25 protein-coding genes are annotated in these 20726 nt (G+C 68.8%); 9 read left to right on the plus strand and 16 right to left on the minus strand.

What is annotated here, in order from left to right; genetic code table 11:
• Nucleotides 1-117: 117 nt before the first annotated feature.
• Nucleotides 118-765, plus strand: coding sequence for an amino acid ABC transporter permease (locus ACFV9C_RS22235; RefSeq protein WP_380196275.1), 648 nt, complete (start codon nt 118-120; stop codon nt 763-765).
• Complete coding sequence (locus ACFV9C_RS22240; protein ID WP_380196277.1) at nt 765-1646, plus strand: amino acid ABC transporter permease; 882 nt, start codon at nt 765-767, stop codon at nt 1644-1646. Before ACFV9C_RS22235 ends, ACFV9C_RS22240 begins: the two co-directional genes overlap by 1 nt.
• Here ACFV9C_RS22240 and ACFV9C_RS22245 read toward each other — a convergent pair whose 3' ends face one another.
• Nucleotides 1647-2888, minus strand: coding sequence for an arginine deiminase (locus tag ACFV9C_RS22245; RefSeq protein WP_380196278.1), 1242 nt, complete (start codon nt 2886-2888; stop codon nt 1647-1649).
• Nucleotides 2889-2906: 18 nt separating this feature from the next.
• Nucleotides 2907-4343, minus strand: coding sequence for a basic amino acid/polyamine antiporter (locus tag ACFV9C_RS22250; RefSeq protein WP_380196280.1), 1437 nt, complete (start codon nt 4341-4343; stop codon nt 2907-2909).
• Between the two features lie 137 nt (nt 4344-4480).
• Here ACFV9C_RS22250 and ACFV9C_RS22255 point away from each other — a divergent pair, with 137 nt between their 5' ends.
• Nucleotides 4481-4912: an META domain-containing protein gene (locus ACFV9C_RS22255; protein WP_380196281.1), complete on the plus strand. Its 432-nt coding sequence runs from the start codon at nt 4481-4483 to the stop codon at nt 4910-4912.
• Here ACFV9C_RS22255 and ACFV9C_RS22260 read toward each other — a convergent pair whose 3' ends face one another.
• Nucleotides 4913-6202 (minus strand): aspartate aminotransferase family protein, encoded by a 1290-nt coding sequence (locus tag ACFV9C_RS22260; RefSeq protein WP_380196282.1) that lies wholly within the window; start codon nt 6200-6202, stop codon nt 4913-4915.
• Between ACFV9C_RS22260 and ACFV9C_RS22265 the strand changes: the two genes are divergently transcribed.
• Nucleotides 6201-7340, plus strand: a complete 1140-nt coding sequence (locus ACFV9C_RS22265) for an LOG family protein (RefSeq protein ID WP_380196284.1) — start codon at nt 6201-6203, stop codon at nt 7338-7340. The genes ACFV9C_RS22260 and ACFV9C_RS22265 overlap by 2 nt on opposite strands.
• Here the strand turns inward: ACFV9C_RS22265 and ACFV9C_RS22270 are convergent.
• Nucleotides 7333-7785 carry a GNAT family N-acetyltransferase gene (locus tag ACFV9C_RS22270; RefSeq protein ID WP_380196286.1) on the minus strand — a complete coding sequence of 151 codons (453 nt, stop codon included), beginning with the start codon at nt 7783-7785 and terminating at the stop codon, nt 7333-7335. The two genes, ACFV9C_RS22265 and ACFV9C_RS22270, sit on opposite strands and share 8 nt — an antisense overlap.
• A gap of 39 nt (nt 7786-7824) precedes the next feature.
• Here ACFV9C_RS22270 and ACFV9C_RS22275 point away from each other — a divergent pair, with 39 nt between their 5' ends.
• A complete protein-coding gene (locus ACFV9C_RS22275; protein WP_380196287.1) occupies nt 7825-8517 on the plus strand; it encodes an alpha/beta fold hydrolase in 693 nt (230 codons plus the stop codon).
• On the opposite strand, the gene pdxY is transcribed toward ACFV9C_RS22275, so the two are convergent.
• Nucleotides 8514-9365 (minus strand): pyridoxal kinase PdxY, encoded by an 852-nt coding sequence (gene pdxY / locus ACFV9C_RS22280; RefSeq protein ID WP_380196289.1) that lies wholly within the window; start codon nt 9363-9365, stop codon nt 8514-8516. The two genes, ACFV9C_RS22275 and pdxY, sit on opposite strands and share 4 nt — an antisense overlap.
• Nucleotides 9366-9427: 62 nt before the next feature.
• Here pdxY and ACFV9C_RS22285 point away from each other — a divergent pair, with 62 nt between their 5' ends.
• Entirely contained in the window at nt 9428-9769 is a 342-nt protein-coding gene (locus ACFV9C_RS22285) for a YybH family protein (protein ID WP_380196291.1), read from the plus strand.
• Here the strand turns inward: ACFV9C_RS22285 and ACFV9C_RS22290 are convergent.
• From ACFV9C_RS22290 to ACFV9C_RS22305, 4 genes are all read right to left on the minus strand, one after another.
• Entirely contained in the window at nt 9766-10269 is a 504-nt protein-coding gene (locus ACFV9C_RS22290) for a DivIVA domain-containing protein (RefSeq protein WP_380196292.1), read from the minus strand. The genes ACFV9C_RS22285 and ACFV9C_RS22290 overlap by 4 nt on opposite strands.
• Nucleotides 10269-11390 (minus strand): 23S rRNA (adenine(2503)-C(2))-methyltransferase RlmN, encoded by a 1122-nt coding sequence (gene rlmN, locus ACFV9C_RS22295; RefSeq protein ID WP_380196293.1) that lies wholly within the window; start codon nt 11388-11390, stop codon nt 10269-10271. Before rlmN ends, ACFV9C_RS22290 begins: the two co-directional genes overlap by 1 nt.
• A gap of 105 nt (nt 11391-11495) precedes the next feature.
• Nucleotides 11496-12155: a C39 family peptidase gene (locus ACFV9C_RS22300; RefSeq protein ID WP_380196295.1), complete on the minus strand. Its 660-nt coding sequence runs from the start codon at nt 12153-12155 to the stop codon at nt 11496-11498.
• Nucleotides 12156-12251: 96 nt separating this feature from the next.
• Nucleotides 12252-13148, minus strand: a complete 897-nt coding sequence (locus tag ACFV9C_RS22305; protein WP_380196296.1) for an LLM class flavin-dependent oxidoreductase — start codon at nt 13146-13148, stop codon at nt 12252-12254.
• 62 nt (nt 13149-13210) lie between these two features.
• On the opposite strand from ACFV9C_RS22305, the gene ACFV9C_RS22310 reads away from it, so the two are divergent.
• Nucleotides 13211-13612, plus strand: a complete 402-nt coding sequence (locus tag ACFV9C_RS22310; protein ID WP_380196298.1) for a MarR family winged helix-turn-helix transcriptional regulator — start codon at nt 13211-13213, stop codon at nt 13610-13612.
• A gap of 28 nt (nt 13613-13640) precedes the next feature.
• Nucleotides 13641-14600 (plus strand): MsnO8 family LLM class oxidoreductase, encoded by a 960-nt coding sequence (locus tag ACFV9C_RS22315; RefSeq protein ID WP_380196299.1) that lies wholly within the window; start codon nt 13641-13643, stop codon nt 14598-14600.
• Here the strand turns inward: ACFV9C_RS22315 and ACFV9C_RS22320 are convergent.
• The 6 genes from ACFV9C_RS22320 to rpsB form a co-directional block, all read right to left on the minus strand.
• Nucleotides 14590-15180: a GNAT family N-acetyltransferase gene (locus tag ACFV9C_RS22320; protein ID WP_380196300.1), complete on the minus strand. Its 591-nt coding sequence runs from the start codon at nt 15178-15180 to the stop codon at nt 14590-14592. The genes ACFV9C_RS22315 and ACFV9C_RS22320 overlap by 11 nt on opposite strands.
• Nucleotides 15177-16025, minus strand: coding sequence for a phosphatidate cytidylyltransferase (locus ACFV9C_RS22325; protein WP_380196302.1), 849 nt, complete (start codon nt 16023-16025; stop codon nt 15177-15179). Before ACFV9C_RS22325 ends, ACFV9C_RS22320 begins: the two co-directional genes overlap by 4 nt.
• Nucleotides 16025-16579: a ribosome recycling factor gene (gene frr, locus ACFV9C_RS22330; protein WP_380196954.1), complete on the minus strand. Its 555-nt coding sequence runs from the start codon at nt 16577-16579 to the stop codon at nt 16025-16027. Before frr ends, ACFV9C_RS22325 begins: the two co-directional genes overlap by 1 nt.
• 92 nt (nt 16580-16671) lie before the next feature.
• Nucleotides 16672-17433, minus strand: coding sequence for a UMP kinase (gene pyrH / locus ACFV9C_RS22335; protein ID WP_380196304.1), 762 nt, complete (start codon nt 17431-17433; stop codon nt 16672-16674).
• A 57-nt stretch (nt 17434-17490) separates the two neighbouring features.
• Nucleotides 17491-18309: a translation elongation factor Ts gene (gene tsf / locus ACFV9C_RS22340; protein ID WP_380196305.1), complete on the minus strand. Its 819-nt coding sequence runs from the start codon at nt 18307-18309 to the stop codon at nt 17491-17493.
• A gap of 84 nt (nt 18310-18393) precedes the next feature.
• A complete protein-coding gene (rpsB, locus tag ACFV9C_RS22345) occupies nt 18394-19410 on the minus strand; it encodes a 30S ribosomal protein S2 (protein ID WP_380196306.1) in 1017 nt (338 codons plus the stop codon).
• 286 nt (nt 19411-19696) lie between these two features.
• Between rpsB and ACFV9C_RS22350 the strand changes: the two genes are divergently transcribed.
• A complete protein-coding gene (locus ACFV9C_RS22350; RefSeq protein ID WP_380196307.1) occupies nt 19697-20311 on the plus strand; it encodes a M23 family metallopeptidase in 615 nt (204 codons plus the stop codon).
• A gap of 3 nt (nt 20312-20314) precedes the next feature.
• Here ACFV9C_RS22350 and ACFV9C_RS22355 read toward each other — a convergent pair whose 3' ends face one another.
• Nucleotides 20315-20719, minus strand: a complete 405-nt coding sequence (locus tag ACFV9C_RS22355; RefSeq protein ID WP_380196309.1) for a VOC family protein — start codon at nt 20717-20719, stop codon at nt 20315-20317.
• Nucleotides 20720-20726 lie beyond the last annotated feature (7 nt).

A 20726-nucleotide genomic window follows, 5' to 3' on the forward strand; every position in this document is an offset into this window, starting at 1 on the left:
GTGTGGGGTGTCCTCCCCCCCCCGGCCGGCCTTGTGTGCCTCCCCCCGGCGCGGGGGGCCGGGCCGGCCCCCCCCGCCCCCCCCCCCCGACTCTGTACCTGCAAGAGGAAGGTCGCGATGCTCTCGGTCCTCACCGACAACTGGAAACTGTTCGTCGACGGTTTCTGGACGACGATCAGGCTGTTCCTGGTCGCCGGGGTGTTCAGCCTGGTGCTCGGCACTGTGCTGGCCGGGTTCCGGGTCTCTCCGGTGCCTGCCCTGCGCGGTTTCGGCACCGGCTACGTCAACATCCTGCGCAACACCCCGCTGACCCTGGTGTTCGCGTTCCTGGTCTTCGGTGCGCCGAAGATGCAGATCGAGCTTCCGTCGTACTTCTGGTCCGCGGTCACCGCGCTGACCATCTACACCTCGGCGTTCATCTGCGAGGTCGTCCGCTCCGGCATCAACACGGTCGCGCCCGGCCAGAGCGAGGCCGCCCGCGCGGTCGGTATGACGTTCCTGCAGGTACTGCGGATCGTCGTACTGCCGCAGGCGTTCCGGGCGATCGTGCCGCCGCTGACCAGCGTGCTGATCGCTCTGCTCAAGAACACCACGATCGCGGCCGGCTTCTCGGTCGCCGAGGCCGGGGCGATCCCGGCGGTGATGGCCGAGCGCGGTGAGAACCAGGTGCTGACCCTGGTCTGGATCACGATCGGCTTCCTGATCGCGATCATTCCTCTGGTCTTCCTGCAGCGGTGGGCCGAACGACGGACGGCGGTGGCCTGATGAGTGCGGTCCTGTACGACGTACCCGGTCCGCGGGCGAAGGCCCGGAACCGGATCGCCAACGTGGTCGTCATCGTCCTGGTGCTGGCCGCGGTCGGCTGGGTCGTCTACCGGCTGAACGCGTCCGGGCAGTTCGAGAGCCGGCGCTGGATCCAGTTCCAGTACACGTCGATCCAGCAGCAACTGCTCGATGGCCTGCTGAACACGCTCAAGGCCGCCGGGCTGGCGACCGTCTTCGCGGTGGTCCTCGGCGCGGTACTCGCGGCCGCCCGGATCAGCGACCACAAGTGGGTCCGTGTGCCGGCCACGCTGGTGATCGAACTGTTCCGCGCGATCCCGCTGCTGATCCTGATGTTCTTCTTCTACTACGGCAACCTGCAGTGGCAGCTCGGCATCGGGCCGTTCTGGGACGTCGTGTTCGGTCTGACCCTCTACAACGGTTCCGTGCTGGCGGAGATCTTCCGCGCGGGCATCGCCGCCGTACCGAAGGGCCAGCGGGAGGCGTCGTACGCGCTGGGTCTGCGGAAGAACCAGGTGGTGCGGCTGGTGTTGTTGCCGCAGGCCATCAGTGCGATGCTGCCGGCCATCGTCAGCCAGCTCGTCGTCCTGCTGAAGGACACGGCGCTCGGCTTCATCATCACGTACGGCGAGCTGCTCTACGTCGCGAAGCAGATGGGCGGACGGCTCCAGTACGGCTTCCCCTACATCCCGACGTACATGGTCGTCGCCGTGATCTACATAGGCCTGTGCTCGCTGCTCTCGTTGCTGGCGCGCTACCTCGAGGGCCGTTCGCGCCGCCGCCGCAAGATCACCGGCGCACCGCCGCCGATCACCACGGCGCCCGACGCGGCCACCGGCCTCGACCGAGGCGCCACGATCTGATCAGAAGTCGACCGGGTCGCGGATCAGGGGGCAGGTCATGCAGTGACCTCCACCCCGGCCGCGGCCCAGTTCGGCGCCTACGATCGAGATGACCTCCACCCCGGCCTTGCGGAGCAGGGTGTTGGTGGTGGTGTTTCGGTCGTAGGTGAAGACCACGCCGGGCTCGACGGCGACGGCGTTGTTGCCGCTGTCCCACTGTTGCCGCTCCGAGGCGTAGACGTCGCCGCCGGTCTCGATCACCCGGAGTTCCTTCAGGCCGAGTGAGTCGGCCACCACCTCGACGAACGGCTTGGTGCCCTCGTCGGTCACCTCCAGGCCGGGCTTGTTGTCGCTCGGCCGCAGGCTGAAGCTGTGGATCGCGTCCACGATCGTCGGGTACAGCGTGACGACGTCCCGGTCGGCGAACGTGAAGACCGTGTCGAGGTGCATCGCCGAGCGCAGCTTCGGCATCCCGGCCACCACCACGCGCTCGGCGGCGCCCTGCGCGAACAGCGCGGCCGCGACCTGCGTGATCGCCTGCCGCGAGGTGCGTTCGCTCATCCCCATCAGTACGGCGCCGTTTCCGGCCGGCATGATGTCGCCGCCCTCGAACGTGGCCTGCGCCCACTCCCGCTCCGGGTCGCCCCACCAGACCGTCGACCCGACGTAGGTGGGGTGGAACGAGTAGATCGCCTTGTAGATCAGGGTCTCGTCGTGCCGCGCGGGCCAGTAGAGCGGGTTCATCGTCAGGCCGCCGTACAGCCAGCAGGTCGTGTCCCGGGTGTAGAGCGTGTTCGGCAGCGGCGGCATCAGGTACTCGCGGGCGCCGATCTGCTCGCGCGCCAGGGCGACGTACCCGGTCCCGAACTCGCCGGACAGGTCGGACACCGCGAGCCCGCCGATCAGGTACTCCGCGAGCTCCCGCTCCGGGATCGACTCCAGGTACGCGCGGGTGGCGTCGACGAGGCCGAGCCCGACGATGTTCGGCACGATCTTGCGGTCCAGCAGCCAGGCCTTCGCCTCCGGGATCTCCATCGTCTCGGTCAGCAGGTCGTGCAACTCGACCACCTCGACGCCGCGGCCGCGGAGCTTGTTGACGAAGTCGGCGTGGTCGCGTTGCGCGTTCTCCACCCACATCACGTCGTCGAACAGCAGGTCGTCGGCGTTCGTCGGGGTCAGCCTGCGGTGCGCCAGGCCCGGCGCGCAGACCAGTACCTTGCGCAGCCTCCCGACCTCCGAGTGAACGCCATGTACCTCGGTCATGCGGTGGGTCCTCTCCCTCTAGATGGTGATCCAGCCGGCCGCGAGCGCGACGATGCCGATCACGGCGCCCGCGATCGAGACCGCGAGGATGACCAGCTCGACCGGGCTGAACAGTCGTTTGCCCTGCTCGCGCCGCGTCATCACGAACAGCACCGTGGCCGGCGCGTAGATGATCAGCGCGAGCAGGATGAACCGGATCCCGGCGGCCACCAGCAGGAACGCCGTGTAGATCGTCGCCAGCAACCCGATCACCAGGTCCCGGGTCCGCCCGGATCCCGCGTAGCCGTCCCGCAGCAACGCGATCTTCAGGCCGTACGCCGCCGCCAGCAGGAACGGGATCAGCGTCAGCGCGCTGGTCAGGTCGAGCGCGAACCCGAACGCGTCCTCCGAGAACAGCACCACGACCAGCATCACCTGGACGAGCAGCGTCGACATCAGCAACGCCGCGCCGGGTACGTCGGTCTCCGGGTTGTGCGCCTTCAGGAAGCGCGGCATGTCGTTGTCCTTGGCGGCCACGAACAGCACCTCGGCCGCCATCAGCGTCCAGGCCAGGTACGCGCCCAGTACCGAGACGATCAGCCCGAGGCTGACGAAGACCTTCCCCCACTGCCCGTACGCCGTCTCCAGCACGGACGCCATCGACGGCTGCCGCAGGTCCGCGAGCTCGGAGTACGGCATGATCCCGTAGGAGACGATCGTCACCGACGCGAACACCGCGAAGACGCAGAGGAAGCCGAGGACCGTGGCCCGGCCGACGTCCTCACGGCGCTTGGCGTGCCGCGAGTACACGCTCGCGCCCTCCACGCCGAGGAACACGAAAACGGTCACCAGCATCGTGCCGCGGACCTGGGTGAACAGGCCGCCGACGTCGGAGCCGCCGCTCCAGTTGTCCGCGAAGACCCGCGGATGCAGCGCGAACACGCACAGCACCACGAACACCAGGATCGGGATCACCTTGGCGATCGTCACGATCCGGTTGATGACCGCGGCCTCCCGGACACCTTTCCTGACGAAGAAGTAGAAAACCCACGTACCGATCGTCGACAAAACCGCGGCCAGCCAGGTGTCACCGTCCCCGAGCGCCGGAATGACGGCACCGGCGGTCGACATGATCAGCACCCAGTAGGTCACCGTTCCCACACAAGCGCTTGCCCAATAGCCGAAAGCCGAGAAGAAGCCCGGATAATCACCGAAACCGGCTTTCGCATACGCGTACACACCGGCGTCGAGATCGGGTTTCCGGACCGCCAGCGTCTGGAACACGAACGCCAGCATCAACATGCCGACACCCGCGATCGTCCAGGCGATCAGCGCTCCGGCCACGCCGGTCTGCTGCGCGAACCGGGCCGGCAGCGAGAACACGCCGGCGCCGACCATACTGCCGACGACCATCGTCGTCATTGTCGCGAAAGTGAGCTTTTGTGCGGTCGGAACGCTTTCCTCGGTCTCGGTCATCCGCGCCCCTCGGTGAGCAGTCGGGCGATCCGGGATTTGCGCAAAAATCCCCCGGGCCGGCGGCGATTGCCACATTCCGGCCAGTACCATTCAATTTTGCGCGCTCCGACAATGGTGTCAATGGCATACTGAGCACCATGTCCGGTCGCGGCATACTCGGCGTCGTCACGGCGATGGTCGTGCTGTCCGCCTGCGGGGCCACCGCGGGACGCAGTGCGACCTACGCGCTCGGCCACACACCCGAGCTCTCCGACCTCACCGACGCCACCTGGGTCGCCCACAGCGTCAGCAACCGCGGCGTCGTCGCGGGATCGGTCATCCGGCTCACGTTCACCGCCGACACGGTGACGGCCGACGCCGGCTGCAACACGCTGACCGGCGCGGCGTCGATCGACAAGCACGAAATGGTCGTCAGCGCGCTCGCGGCCACCAGGAAGGCCTGCGACCCGGCACTACAGGCTCAGGACCGGTGGCTGGCCGCGTTCCTTGCCGCCCGGCCCAGGATCGAGCGGCAAGGTGACGAGCTCTGGCTCAGCCGTCGTGCGGAGGTCGTGCACCTCACCTCGTGATCAGTGCAGGGTGCCGAACGAGTCGCGGATGATTTCGAGGGCTTCGGCGGCTTCTTCCTCGGTGAGGGTCATCGGTGGGGCCATCCGGAGGACGTTGCCGTAGAGGCCGCCCTTGCCGATCAGCAGGCCGCGGTCCTTGGTCTCCTGCTGGAGCTTGGTGGTGGCGGCCGGGTCAGGCGTGTTGTCGTCGGGCTTGACGATCTCGGCGGCGAGCATCAGCCCCTTGCCGCGGACGTCGCCGAGCTCCGGGAACTCGTCGGAGATCCCGCGCAGTCCGTCGACCAACTGGGCGCCGCGCTTGGCGGCGTTCGCCTGCAGGTCCTTGTCGAGCAGGTAGTCGATCGTCGCCTTCGCCGCGGTGGTCGAGATCGGGTTGCCGCCGAACGTGGACAGCGAGTTCGCCTTGATGCTGTCCATCAGCTCAGCTTTTGCGACAACCCCGCCGATCGCGAACCCGTTCCCGAGCCCCTTCGCGAACGTCATCGCGTCCGGTACGACGTTGTGCGCCTGGATCCCCCAGAAGTGCTCGCCGGTCCGTCCCCACCCGGTCTGCACCTCGTCCGAGATGAAGAGGATCCCGTACTCGTCCAGCACCTCCTTGAACGCGGCGTACATGCCGTCGGGCGGCGAGGCGAACCCGCCGACGCCCTGGATCGGCTCCGCGATCAGGCACGCGACGTCACCCGCGGTCGTGGTCTCGATGACGTTGCGCAGGTCGTCGACGCAGACCTTGATGTACTCCGCGTCCGGCAGCTCCCGGAACGGGCTGCGGTACCGGTACGCGCCCTGCACGTACTGCACGTTCACCGGCGAGAGGCTGCTCGCGGACCAGCCGCGGTTGCCGGTGATCGCCACGGTGCCGAACGCCCGGCCGTGGTACGAGTTCCGCATCGCGAGCACCTGGTTGGAGCGCCGCGCCTGGGTGGCGAGCAGCAGCGCCGTCTCGTTCGCCTCGGTACCGGAGTTCGCGAAGAAGACCTTCGCGTCCGGGATCCCGGACAGCTCGGCGATCTGCTCGGCCAGCTCGATCTGCTTGCGGATCAGGTACACCGTCGAGGTGTGCGCGATCCCGGACCCGAGCTGCTCGCGGACCGCGTCCGAGATCTCCGCGATGTCGTACCCGATCGCGTTGGTCAGGATGCCGGCGAAGAAGTCGAGGTAGGTGTTGCCCTCGCCGTCGGTCACCCGGCGGCCGGACCCCCGCACGATCTCGATCGGCTCCTCGTAGTACAACGCGAGCCATGCCGGCATGACGGCCTTGTGACGCTCCCAGAGCTCCGCATGTGTCATGTCCAACCATTACCTCACCTGGTACCGCGCGTCCATTACGGTGCTGTCCGTGACGTTGCCGAGCATCCCGCATGTGGACATCGAATCCCTGGAGCACTTCGACCGGTTGCTGGCGGCCGGGGCGGCGTCGATGGCCGGCTGGCGGGTGCAGTCGGTAGATCTGACCCGCCGTACGGCGGAGCTGCTCGGGCTGAAGCCGACCGGGTCGGTGTTCCTCGGCTGCGCGCTGCAGGACCAGGCGGACGCCTGGGTGCGGGACGGCGGCGGGCTGGTGTTCCCGGCGATTCCTGAGCTGCCCTTCGACGCGTACCGCGGGCGGCTGTACGACGCCGACGAGCTGTACGCGGGCCTCGAGCACGGGTACGACGCCACGCCGGACGCCCAGATCTACGCGTGGTCCCGGCAGCACGACGAGAAGGGCGACACCGGCCGTACGCTCGCCGCGGCCCTGCACGACCACGCGATCGCCGACGCGCTGACGGAGCTGCCCTCGTCGAAGTCGTGGGTCGGCGTGATGGGCGGTCACGGCGTACTGCGTGGTTCTTCGGACTACCGGTCTGCGGTATTACTCGGTCGGACGCTGGCCCGCCGCGGGCATGTGGTCGTCACGGGCGGCGGTCCGGGCGCGATGGAGGCGGCCAACCTCGGGGCGTCGCTGGCGGCGTACGACGACTCCGTGGTCGAGGACGTGCTCACGCGGCTCGCCGCCGTACCGTCGTTCCGGCCGTCGATCGCGGCGTGGGCCACGGCCGGTCTGGACCTACGGCGGGAGTTCCCGGGCGACGGCGGTGTGTCGATCCCGACCTGGTTCTACGGTCACGAGCCGCCGAACGTGTTCGCGTCCGCGATCGCGAAGTACTTCTCCAACGCGCAGCGTGAGGACGTGCTGCTCAGCCGTGCGCGTGGCGGCATCATCTACCTCCCAGGAGCCGCCGGCACGGTCCAGGAGGTCTTCCAGGCGGCCACACCGAACTACTACGGCGACGCAGCCACGCAGATCCCCCTGGTCCTCGTAGACGTCAACCACTGGACCACCAGCCTCCCCGTCTGGCCCCTGCTGCAGTCACTGGCAGCGGACCGCCCCATGTCGGTCCACCTCGTCCCCACCATCGACGAAGCAGCCGAACTGGTCAGCTGAGCGTCTTCGTCAGCTTCACGTCCTCCTCAGCGAAGCCCAGGCGGCCGTAGAACGCACGGGCGTTGCTGTTGGCAGCACCTGTGTCGAGAGTGATCGCTTTGAGCCCCTGCAGCTTGGCGTACTCCGCGGCCGTCTCCATCAACGCCCGCCCCACGCCCTGGCCTTCATAGCCCGGGGCGACCACCAGTTCACCGACATACAGCTCGTGCTCGCCGGCCCAGTGCGTGCGCTGCTCGCCAGAAACGAACCCGATGATGCCGTCGCCCTCGGCGACGAGCACGATCCGGCCGGGTTCGGTCGATCGTGCGAGGGCCTCGACGACCCAGCCGGTGACGGCGGCGAGAACTCCCTTGGATGATCGCCACGGGGCGACTCCTTCAGCGAGGCGTGGGGCCAGTGCGAGGACGGCTTGGCGGTCGGCTTCGGTGTAGCGGCGTACCTGCATGGACTCAGTTTGTCGGTGGGGTGGTTTACGGTGCTGGGCATGGTGAGCTTTGTGTTGGTGCCGGGGGCTTGGTTGGGTGCTTGGGCGTGGGACGAGGTGACTCAGGTGCTGCGGGACGCCGGGCACGAGGTTCATCCGGTGACGTTGAGCGGGTTGGCCGAGCGGCGTGGGGTTGATGCCGGGCAGCAGGAGCACGTTCGGGACATCGTGCGGGTCGTCGAGGACAACGATCTGCGGGACGTCGTGCTGGTCGGGCACAGCTACGCGGGAGTGCCGACCGGGCAGGCGGCGGGGCGGATCGGGGACCGGCTGCGGCGGGTGGTGTACGTCGACTCGAACATCCCGGCCGACGGGCAGTCGTTCGTGGACGGCTGGTCCGCGGAAGGGCAGGCCTGGCTGCGGGAGCAGATGGAGCAGTCCGGCGGGTACTGGCCACCGTTGGAGGCCGAGGACTACCTGGGCCAGGACCTGTGCGACGAGACGATCGCACTGATCCTGTCCCGCGGTACGCCGCACCCGGGACGCTCGATCACCGAGCCGGCCGAGCTGGTCCGGCCGATCGGCGAGCTGCCTACGACGTACCTGAAATGCCTGATGGACGGCGCGATGCCGTCCGCCGCGGTGCTCGAGCAGCTCAAGTCACCGCGATGGGAGCTCGCCGAAGTGAACACCGGCCACTGGCCGATGCTCTCCCAGCCGGACGAGCTGGCGAAGATCCTCGCCGACGGCTAGCCGACCTGTTGTGGTTTGAACTCCAGCTTCGGGTTTGCGTAGGCGTCCTGCGACTCGACGAGTTGTAGCTCCCGCTCCCCCGACTCGTGGGTGCGGGTGAGCAGGTCGAAGACACTCGACGTGGTCCGCGCGAGGGCGTCCGCGAGATCGCCCGTCCGGCGGTAGTGCGCCGTGAACAGCGCGGCCGTCACGTCACCCGACCCGTTCGCCTTCATCGGGATGTACGGCGTCTGCACCAGCCACGCGCCGCTGTCGTCGACGGCCAGCATCTCGATCGTGCCGTCCTCCCGGTCGGGACGCTCCACGCTGGTGACGAGCACCGTCCGCGGCCCGGTCGCGCGGGCCAGCTCCACCGAGGCCAGCGTCGACTCGAGCGTGTCCGGCTCGGTGTTCGTCAGGAAGCCCAGCTCGAACTGGTTCGGCGTGATGATGTCGGCCGCCGGCACCACCCGGTCGCGCAGCAGCACCGGGATCGCGGGCGCGACGAAGCACCCGGACTTCGCGTTGCCCATCACCGGGTCGCACGAGTACACCGCCGCCGGGTTGGCCGCCTTCACCCGCTCGACCGCCTCGAGGATCACGTCCGCGATCCCCTCGCCGCCCTGGTACCCCGACAGCACCACATCGACCTGCGGCAGCACGCCCCGGTCCTCGATCCCCCGCAGCACCTCGCGTACGTCGTCCGGGCTGATCATCGGACCCCGCCACGCGCCGTACCCGGTGTGGTTCGAGAAGTTCACCGTGTAGACCGGCAGCACCTCCACGCCGATGCGCTGCAGCGGAAACACCGCCGCCGAGTTCCCCACATGCCCGAACGCCACCGCCGACTGAATCGAGAGGATCTTCACCACCCGATCATCCCAGACCGGGTACGCCGGGATTGTCGGTGGCTTGCTCTAGCGTGCACGGCATGACAGCCCAGTCGCCGCACGACCTCTCCCAGCTGATTGTCGACCGGCTCAACGCCCACGACGTCGACGGCCTGGTCGACCTGTACGAGCCGGATGCGGTGCTCGCGCTCCCGGACGGCTCGCTCGCGGTCGGTCACCAGGCGATCCGGGCGTACTACGCCTCGCTGCCGCCGGACCTCACCGTGCGACCGGGCAAGCAGTCTCCCACACTCGTCGCTGGGGACCTGGCGCTGACGTCGACCGTGCTCAGCCCCACGGTTGCCACCGCCGAAGTTGCGCGCCGGCAGCCGGACGGGACCTGGAGGTGGATCCTCGACCGGCCGAACGTGTTCGAGGTCTAGACGAGCCAGGTCGCGGCTTCGTCGAGGAAGGCGTCGACCTCGGACATGTCGTAACCCTCGGTGAGGCGGACCGTGCGGAACTGCACGTCGCGGACCTCCTGCGCCGTCACCGGACGACTGACCGGTTGGCCGTTCGCGGTCGCCATCACCCGGTCGACCAGGTCGTCCACCTGGACGATGTCGTACCCCTGACGGAGTCGCACTGGGGTGAACTGGGGCGCCGAGCGTCCTACCGCAGCACTTGGCGCCGGCGCGCTCGGCGGCGGTGCGCCCGGGAGCCAGCGCTCGGCCTCGGTCAGGAAGTTGTCGACCTCCTCGATCGAGTACCCAGGCCCGAAGACCGGCGTACCGAAGGCAGCCTGGCGGAGGTCGCCGACCGTGACGTCCGGCCCGACGGAGCGGCGTTCGGCGGTGGCGACGATCCGGTCGACCAGCGCGTCGACCTGGGCACAGTCGTAGCGCTGCCCAATCCGCCGGACCCGGAACTGCGGTCGCAGCATCAGGACTTGCTCGCCGCGGCGAGCTGGCCGCAGGCGCCGTCGATCTCCTGACCGCGGGTGTCCCGGACCGTGACCGGAATGCCGCCGGCCTCGAGCCGCCGGACGAACTCGCGTTCGTCGGCCGGGTCGGACGCCGTCCACTTCGAGCCAGGTGTCGGGTTCAGCGGGATCAGGTTGACGTGGACCCAGCCCCAGTCGCCGCGGGCGCGGAGCTTCTCGGCCAGCAGGTCGGCGCGCCAGGCGTGGTCGTTGATGTCGCGGATCATCGCGTACTCGATCGAGACCCGGCGCTTGGTCTGCTCGGCGTACGCCCAGGCCGCGTCCAGCACCTCGTCGACCTTCCAGCGGTTGTTGATCGGCACCAGCTCGTCGCGCAGCTCGTCGTCCGGCGCGTGCAGCGACAGCGCGAGCGTCACCGGGATCCCCTCGGTGGCGAGCTGGTTGATCCGCGGCACCAGCCCGACCGTCGACACGGTCACGCCGCGCGCCGAGATCCCGAGGCCCTCCGGCGACGGGTCGGTGAACCGCCGGACCGCGCCGATCACGGCCTTGTAGTTGGCCATCGGCTCACCCATGCCCATGAACACGATGTTCGAGACGCGCCCCGGCCCGCCGGCGATCTCGCCGCGCGCCAGCGCCCGCGCACCGTCGACGACCTGCTCGACGATCTCCGCGGTGGTCATGTTCCGGGTCAGGCCGCCCTGACCGGTCGCGCAGAACGGGCAGGCCATCCCGCAGCCGGCCTGGGACGACACGCACATCGTCACGCGCCCCGGGTACCGCATCAGGACCGACTCGACGAGCGAACCGTCGAGCAGTTTCCACAGCGTCTTGCGGGTCTCGCCGTTGTCGCACTCCAGGTCGCGAACCCTGGTCAGCAGCGGCGGCATCAGCTCGCCGACCAGTTTGTCGCGGGTCGCGGCCGGCAGGTCGGTCATCTCGGCCGGGTCGGACACCAGCCGGGAGAAGTAGTGGTTGGACAGCTGCTTGGCCCGGAACGCGGGCTCACCCAGCGCCTCGACCGCCGTACGCCGTTCCTCCCCGGACAGATCGGCCAGGTGCCGCGGCGGCTTCTTGGCACGGCGCGGTTCATCGAAGACAAGCGGAAGGGAGGTAGACATAACCGCCCTATTGTCGCCCGGCGGTGCGGCGCTTCACAAATTCACATCCGTTTCGTGCCGCGGATCACGCCGGATGCCGCCCCGCAGCGGCGTCCGGCGCCGGCCTCAGGCCGAGTAGCCCTTCGGTGGGATGAGGGTGGCGAGCTGGTTGAAGGTCAGCCAGTACGTCGCTGTCGGGGCGAAGCCGGCCGGGTCGGCGATCAGTACGGTCTGGTCGCCGGAGTCGTACCCGATCACCGTGAAGTAGTGGTAGATCGTGTAGTTCGGGTAGCCCGGCGGGTGGTTGTTGGCAGGGGCAACGATGTTGGCGACGATCGGGTAGTTGTTGTCGATGTCGAGCACGATGTCCCGCCAGAGCAGGTCGCGCTGCGCCTGGGTGGGCGGGTCGTTCGGCATCTCCTTGGTCTCGTACCAGCCGGTGCCGACGTGGTTGTTCAGCACCCGCGTGACCTGACCGATCCAGTCGGTGCCGTTGGTCGTGGTCGGCAGCTCGTTGGCGAGCTGCTGCTGGCTGGGCGGTGAGATCCGGGCGGAGAGTGCGATCCGGGTGGCGGCCGGTCCGCACCAGTAGCCGGTCTGCTGGTACTGGAAGTCGATGGTCAGCGTCTTGACGCTCTGCGTCGAGTAGCCGAGCTTGGGCACCGGCTTGGTCACTGCGATCGACATGCTGTCCGGTACGGCGCTGGCGGCGTTGACCGGGAGGACGGCGGCCGCGACCAGCGCGAGACCGCAGAGCGCGGCCTTGAATTTCGTCGTGGGAATCATGTCAGCTCCTCACTGGACGACCGGGGCGGATCGTCTGTGTTTGATGCTGACACATTCAGCGGCGTCGTGGTGAAAAAATCACCGCACGTTTCGATCTCAGTGGAAAGGGTCGATGATTTCCCGTACCAGCCACTCCACGACGCGCTCCGGGTACGGGCTCCGCAGCGACAGCACGATGTGGTCGAACCCCAGCCCGACGGCCTCCCGGACGATCGCCCGCGTCTCGGCCGGGTCGTCGTACGACACGATCTGCTGCAGCGAGCGGCTGATCGTCGCCGGGTCCCGCCCGATCCGCTCACACTCCGCGTCCAGGCGGCGGATCCGGTCGGCGAGCATGCCGAAGTCGGTGTGTGGCGGGCCGCTGATGTTCCACTGGTCGGCGTACTGCGCGACCAGCCGTAGCATCCGGTCGCCCCAGCCACCGATCAGCAACGGCGGACCGTCCTTCTGGACCGGCTTCGGCGAGTTCCGGTTGCGCTCGAGGGTGTAGTACCGGCCGTGGAAGTCGAACTCCTCCTCGGTCCACATCCGGCGGAGGATCTCGATCGTCTCGCGGAGCCGGTCGAGGCCCTCCCGCGGCGGCACGAGTTCCAGCCCGTAGGCGAGGTACTCCTCGATCCCGGGATTCGGCCCCGCGATGCCGTGCTGGTTGTCAGCTTGCACGGTGCCGCCGGCGCCGAGGCCCATGATCAGGCGGCCGTCGGAGATCACGTCGAGCGTGCTGGCGATCTTCCCGAGAACGGCGGGATGGCGCGCGCGGTTGTTGGTGACCAGCAGGCCCAGTCGCAGCCGGCTCGTTTGCGCGGCGAGCGCGGTCAGGAGTGTCCAGCCTTCGAGTACGTCACCGTTCTTGGGACCGCGGAGCGGGAGGAAGTGGTCCCACAGCCAGGCGTCGCGGACCTGCGGAAACTCGTCGGCCTCGAGCCAGACGCGGCGGATGTCGGCGTACGGGACATGCATCGGGGTGGTCTTCAGACCGAAGGTCGGTGGCATAATCATCAGGGTAACTGATGATCAGCGCTCCTGACGATCAGTTCCCCGGTAGATTTGACGGTATGTCGGAACGGCTCGGGTATCTGCTCAAACACGTCCTCGCGCAGCTCACCGAGGCGCAGACGGCCGCGCTCGCGCCGCACGGGCTGAACGGGCGCGACCTCGCGGTACTGAACGCGGTCGCGTCCGGCGAACCGCTCTCCCAGCTCGAGGTCGCGGCGCGGCTGCGGGTGGACCGGACGTCGATCGGCGATCTGCTGGACGCGCTCGAGGAGCGCGGTTTCGTCGAACGCCGGCGCAGCCCGGAGGACCGGCGGCGGAATGTCGTCGTACTCACGGCTCTCGGGGAATCGACGTTTGCCGCGGCCGAGGAGGTCCGGTTGGAGGTGGAGCGGGCGTTCCTGGCTCCGCTGGGCGATGCCGCGCGTTTCCGGGACGACCTGCGGCTGCTGCTCGGGGAATGAGGTCTCCGGCGGGCCGGTTGGACTTTGCATGGTCTCCGTCCCGCTGTCAGTCCTGGACCGCTCTCGGACGCGGGTAGGCGAGTCGGAGGCGGAGACGCTGCGCGCGACCGTCGAGGTGGCGCAGCAGGTGGAAGAGCTTGGCTACAAGCGTTTCTGGGTCTCCGAGCACCACAGCGTGCCAGGAGTGGTCGGTTCGGCGCCTACGGTGCTGGCCGCGGCTGTTGCTGCCCGCACCGATCAGATCCGGGTCGGCACCGGCGGCGTGATGCTGCCGAACCACAAGCCGCTGGTCGTGGCGGAGCAGTTCGGCGTACTGGAGTCGCTGTATCCGGGCCGGATCGACATGGGCCTCGGCCGCTCGGTCGGCTTCACGAACGGCGTACGGCGGGCGCTCGGGGTGGAGAAGGACGCGGCGGACGACTTCAGCACACAGGTCCAGGAGTTGCTCGGCTATCTGGCCGGTACGTCGTCCGTGCACGCTCGGCCCGGCGAGGGGCTGCGGATCCCGCCGTACATCCTCGCCGTGGGCGAAGGTGCCGCGATCGCCGCGGCGCTGGGATTGCCTGTGGTGCTGGCTGCGCGGCCTGACTCGGCTTCGTTGCTGGAGGACTATCGCAGCACGTTCCAGCCGTCTGCCTGGGCACCGGAGCCGTACGTGATCCTCGCAGTGACTGCGGCGGTGGCTGACTCCACCGAGGCGGCGCGGCAGTTGCTCCTGCCCGAGGCCTGGGCCAGCGCGTACTCGCGGACCCGTGGCGTCTTCCCGCCGCTCCAGGCAGACGTACCGGCGGAGCTGACGGCGCGCGAGCAGGAGTACTTCGGCAACGCGCTCCGTGGCCAGCTCTACGGCACGCCCGCCGAGATCGACCAGACGCTCACCGACCTGGTACGCCGTACCGCCGCCGACGAACTGCTGATCACGACCAACACGTTCGACCGGGCCGCGCTGCTCGCGAACTACGCGGCGCTGGCGAAGCTCAGCGGCTGATCCGGTCCTCGAGCCGCTTCCGCACGTCCGGCCACTCGTCGGCCAGGATCGAGAACACCACGGTGTCGCGGAACGAACCGTCCGCCTGCAGCATGTGCCGCCGCAGCACGCCTTCCCGGGTCGCCCCGAGCTTCGCGATCGCCGCCTGCGAGCGGGTGTTCTTCGTACCGGTCTGGATCTTCACGCGGCCGAATCCGCACGTCTCGAACGCGTGCTCCAGCAGCAGCAGCTTCGTCGCGGGGTTCACCGCGGTCCCCCACACCGCCGGCGCGTAGCCGGTGAAGCCTAGGTGGATCCGCTCGTTCACCACGTCGACGTCGGCGAGGCTCGACGTACCGACGACGGTGCCGTCGGCAACCAGCCGGACGACGTACGCGAACCGCTTCTCGGCGGCGGGGATCCACTTGGCGCGCATGTCCTCCGCGCTCGCCGGCAACGCCGCGGGGCCACCGCCGAAACCGCCCGCGAACACCTGCTCGTTGCCGATCGCGGCGTACAGCTCGTCGATGTCCGACGCCTGCATGCGGTCCAGGCGTACGACGTCACCGATCAGCGGACGTCCGTCGGGTGCGATGGTCATGCTTTCACCAGGAGATGAAGGAGAAGCCAGACGATCGGGGCGGTGGCGAGCAGCGAGTCCAGGCGGTCCATCACGCCGCCGTGACCGGGCAGCAGGTTCGACATGTCCTTGATGCCGAGATCGCGCTTGATCATCGACTCGCCCAAGTCGCCCACCGTCGCGGTCAGCACCGCGACCGCGCCGACGATCGCGCCGACCCACCAGTCGCCGTGCAGCAGGAAGACCACCGCGGCGATGCCCGCGCCGATACACGCGAGCGCCGAACCGGTGAAGCCCTCCCAGGACTTCTTCGGGCTGATCGTCGGCGCCATCGGATGCTTCCCGAACAGCACGCCGGCCGCGTATCCGCCGACATCGCTGGCGACCGTGACCACGAAGAACGTCACGACCCGGCCCGCGCCGTCCGCGTCCGGTTGCACCAGCAGGATCGCGAACCCGGCCAGCAACGGCACGTACCCGATCAGGAACACCCCGGCGCTGGCGTCCCGGACGAACCCGACCGATCCGCCCGGCATCCGCCAGAAGATCGTCCCCAGCACGGTGAACCCGAGCGCCACCAGCAGCGCCATCGGGCCGCCGAAGTACGCCGCCAGCAGCATCGCCGCCGTACCGACGAACAACGGGATCTTCGGGATCACCGCACCGCCGGTGCGCAGCGCCTTGATCATCTCGTCGACCGCCACCAGGACGGTCGCCAGCACCAGGACGACGAACAGCACCTTCTGCCAGTACAGCGATCCGAGGATCAGCGCACCGAGCCCGACACCCACCGCGATCGCGGCCGGCAGGTTCCGCCCGGCGCGGCTCGGGCTGGGACTCGGCGCGGGCGTGCTCTCGACGCCCATCACACCTCGAGCAGTTCGGCTTCCTTGTGCTTGAGCAGGTCGTCGATGGAGTCGACATACTTCTTCGTCAACCCGTCGAGCCGCTTCTCAGCACTCTTGCCCTCGTCCTCGCCGGCGTCGCCGTCCTTGACCGTCTTGTGCACCTGGTCCATGGCGTGCCTGCGGATGTTGCGGACCGAGACCTTGGCGTCCTCGGCCTTGGTCTTCGCGACCTTGATGTACTCCTTGCGGCGCTCCTCGGTCAGCGCCGGCAGCACGACCCGGATCACCGCGCCGTCGTCGCTCGGGTTCACCCCGAGGTCGGAGTCGCGGATCGCCTTCTCGATCGCCGCCATCGCGCCCTTGTCATACGGCGAGATCAGCACCGTGCGGGGCTCGGGGACCTGGAAGCCGGCCAGCTGCTGCAGCGGCGTCGGGCTGCCGTAGTAGTCGGCCAGGATGCCCGCGAACATCTGCGGGTGGGCGCGGCCGGTGCGGATCGCGGCGAAGTCGTCCTTCGCGACCTCCACGGCCTTCGCCATCTTCTGGTCGGCATCGCGGAGAGCTTCGTCGATCACGGCCGTTCCTCGCTTCCTCTGGGCCGCCTCGGCGCGGCCACGTGTGTCCCGATCCTAGTCGTACGGGGCTTACAACCGGTTATCGGGGTTTATTGCCCCCGCGAGACGACGGTGCCGATCTTCTCGCCGTGGATGACGCGCTCGATGTTGCCCTCTTCGAGGCCGAAGATCACGATCGGCAACGCGTTGTCGCGGGCCAGGCTGATCGCGGTGGCGTCCGCGACCCGAAGCCCGCGGGCCAGGAAGTCGTCGTACGACAGCTGGTCGAACTTGACCGCGTCCGGGTTCTTCTTCGGGTCCGAGTCGTACACGCCGTCCACGCCCTGCTTGCCCATCAGCAGCGCCTCGGCGCCGACCTCGAGCGCACGCTGGGCGGCGACCGTGTCGGTGGAGAAGTACGGCATACCGGAACCGGCGCCGAAGATCACCACGCGGCCCTTCTCCAGGTGCCGCTCGGCCTTGCGCGGGATGTACGGTTCGGCGACCTGGCCCATCGTGATCGCGGTCTGCACCCGCGTCTCGATGCCGAGCTTCTCCAGGAAGTCCTGCAGGGCCAGGCAGTTCATCACGGTGCCGAGCATGCCCATGTAGTCGGCCCGGTTCCGCTCCATACCGCGCTGCTGCAGCTCGGCACCGCGGAAGAAGTTGCCGCCGCCGACCACGATGGCGACCTGTACGCCGGCCCGCGCCACGTCCGCGATCTGCTTGGCGATCGAGTTCACCACGTCCGGGTCGACGCCGAGCTTGCCGCCACCGAACACCTCACCCGAGAGCTTCAGCAGCACCCGGTGATAGGCGGGCGAGAACGGCGAAGAGGCCGGACTCGTCTCGGTACCCAGGGTTTCCGTCACGATTCCGGCCTCCTCGTTGGCTGTGCTCGTTGCCTTGCGCTCAGATCCTTCGCGGGATCAGGCGCCGACCTCGAAGCGGGCGAACCGCTTCACGGTCACACCGGCCTCGTCGAGCACGGCCTTCACGGTCTTCTTGTTCTCCGTGACCGACGGCTGCTCGAGCAGCACGACGTCCTTGAAGAAGCCGTTCACCCGGCCCTCGACGATCTTCGGCAGGGCACCCTCGGGCTTGCCCTCCTCGCGAGCGGTCGCCTCGGCGATCCGCTTCTCGTTCTCGACCGTCTCGGCCGGAACCTCGTCGCGGGTGGTGTAGAGCGGACGCATCGCGGCGGCCTGCATGGCGGCGCCCCGGGCGGCCTCGATGTTGTCGCCCTCGAACTCGACCAGCACACCGACCTGGGCCGGCAGGTCAGCGGCGCGCTTGTGCATGTACGCCGTCACCTGGCCGTCGAACACGGCCACCTTGCCGAGCTCCAGCTTCTCGCCGATGACCGCGGCCAGGGCCTCGATGTTCTCGGCGACCGACTTGCCGTCGGTGAGCTTCTCGTTGAGCAGGCCCTCGATGTCGCCGACCTTGCTGGCCGCGGCGTGCGCGACGATGTCGGCGGCGAGCTGCTGGAACTGCTCGTTCTTCGCGACGAAGTCGGTCTCGCAGTTCAGCTGGACCAGCGCGTTCTCCGCCGCGGCCACCAGGCCGTTGGTGGCGGACCGCTCGGCGCCACGCTTCTGGGCCTTGGCCGCACCCTTGATGCGCAGCTCCTCGATCGCCTTCTCGAAGTCGCCGTCGGTCGCCTCGAGCGCCTTCTTCGCGTCCATCATGCCCGCGCCGGTGGTGTCGCGGAGCTTCTTCACGTCAGCGGCGGTGTAGTTCGCCATTCCTCGTTCTCTCGTTTTCTCGATGCGGCTGGATGAGCGGGCGGTGGTGCCGTCCGGCGGTGAACCGGACGGCACCCGTGGCGATCAGGCCTCGTCGGCCTTCGGTGCCTCGGCAGCCGGGGTCTCCTCGGCAACCGGAGCCTCCTCGGTAACCACAGCCTCCTCGGCGACCGGAGCGGCCTCGGTAACCACAGCCTCCTCGGCGACCGGAGCGGCCTCGGCGACCGGGGTCTCCTCGGCCTTGGCCTCGGTCACCACGGCGTCGGTCGCCACCGGCTCGGTCAGCACGTCCGCGGCCGGGGCGGCGTCCGTCTTGGCGGCGCCGTTCTGGCTCTCCAGCAGCTCGCGCTCCCAGGCAGCCATCGGCTCCTCGGCACCCAGCTCCTCGCCGGCGGCGGTGGAGCCCTGGCCGGAGCGACCCATCAGGCCGTCCGCGACGGCGTCGGCGACGACCCGGGTGAGCAGGCCGACCGAGCGGATCGCGTCGTCGTTCCCCGGAATCGGGTAGTCGACCTCGTCCGGGTCGCAGTTGGTGTCAAGGATGCCGATGATCGGCAGCTTCAGCTTGCGCGCCTCGTCGACCGCGAGGTGCTCCTTCTTGGTGTCCACGATCCACACGGCGGCCGGAACCCGGGCCATGTCGCGGATACCGCCGAGGGTCTTGAGCAGCTTGTCGTGCTCGCGACGCTTCTGCAGCAGCTCCTTCTTGGTGACACCGGAGGCGGCGACGTCGTCGAAGTCGATGAGCTCGAGCTCCTTCAGACGCTGGAGCCGCTTGTTCACGGTCTGGAAGTTGGTCAGCATGCCGCCCAGCCAGCGCTGGTTCACGTACGGCATCCCCACCCGCGTCGCCTGCTCGGCGATCGCTTCCTGCGCCTGCTTCTTGGTACCGACGAACAGGATCGCCCCGCCCGACGCGACCGTACTGCGGACGAACTCGTACGCGCGGTCGATGTAGGACAGCGACTGCTGCAGGTCGATGATGTAGATGCCGTTGCGCTCGGTGAGGATGTAGCGCTTCATCTTCGGGTTCCAGCGCCGGGTCTGGTGCCCGAAGTGCACGCCGCTCTCGAGCAGCTGCTTCATGGTCACGACGGCCATGAGTGGTCTCCTTATGGCGACCCGGCAGTGCTTCCGGGTCTACTCGGTTGTCTCGCCGCGGACCGGGTTGACCCGCAGCGCCTGATGCCCGTCGCGCGAACCCACCCGGATTGCTCCGGGACCGTTGGGTCGACGCTCTTGTGCGGGCATGCGTAGTCGCCCCGCTCACACGGGGCGCCACCGGAAGTGTACGTGACCGCCCGCCCGCAACGCGAACCGGCCCCAGTTGTCCACAATCCGCTGATCCGCGCCGATTCGCGGGCCTGAAACCGGCACTTTCTCCGGCATGACCATCGCCTTCCTCGCCCCCGCCCCACCCCCCGCCGGACCCACCGCCGACTGGCCGCTGGATCCCCGCCCCGAGATCGTCCGCGGCTTCGAGCTCCCGGCGAAACCGTGGCTCCCCGGCCACCGCGGCGTCGACCTCGCCGGCCGCCCGGGCCAACCGGTCCTCGCCGCCACCCCCGGCACGATCACGTACGCCGGTCCCGTCGCCGGCCGCGGCGTCGTCACGATCACGTACGGCGGGCGCCGTACGACGTACGAGCCCGTCGTCGCCGACGTACCGGTGGGGACGCCTGTCCGGACCGGGACAATCATCGGGCGGCTGTCGGTCGTCGGGTCGCACTGCCTGCCGAGAGCGTGCCTGCACTGGGGTCTGCTCCAGGCCAAGCAGTACCTCGATCCGCTGACCCTGCTCGCCAAGCGCCCGGTCCGCCTGCTCCCGCTCGCGGCCGCACCCTCGACGGCCGCGGCGCCGACGGTCGCGCCGGCAGCCGCGGGCGCGCCGGAGACCCAGATCGGCGACGCCGGCTACCGGAATCGGCGCGCGGCGAAGCTCGTCATCGCCGCGGCTGCCGCACTCACGCTCGCCGCCGGCCTGGTGATCAGACGGCCGTGAGGCCTACGCGTGCGGGAGATTCAGCTGCCACGAGACCCCGAACCGGTCGTTCACCCAGCCGAACCTCTTACTGAACCCGTAGTCCCCCAGCGGCATCAGCGCGCCGCCGCCCTCGACCAGCGCGTTGTACAGCCGCTCGAGCTCGGCCTCGTCCGCACAGTCCACGAAGAACGACATCGAAGGCGTGAAGGTGAATCCATGATGCTGGTAGCTGTCACTGCACATGAACTGCTGCCCGGCCAGCCGGAACACGGCGACCATCACCGAGCCCTCAGGGCCGGGCCCCTCGGCGCCGTACTTGTGCATCGACACGACCTCGGCGTCCTCGAACAGCGACAGGTAGAAGTCCATCGCCTTCTCCGCGCCGCCCTCGAACATCAGGAACGTCTTGATCTGCTGCTCGGCCATCGCTCAT

It is taken from the genome of Kribbella sp. NPDC059898, from assembly GCF_042730855.1.
Classification (GTDB): domain Bacteria; phylum Actinomycetota; class Actinomycetes; order Propionibacteriales; family Kribbellaceae; genus Kribbella.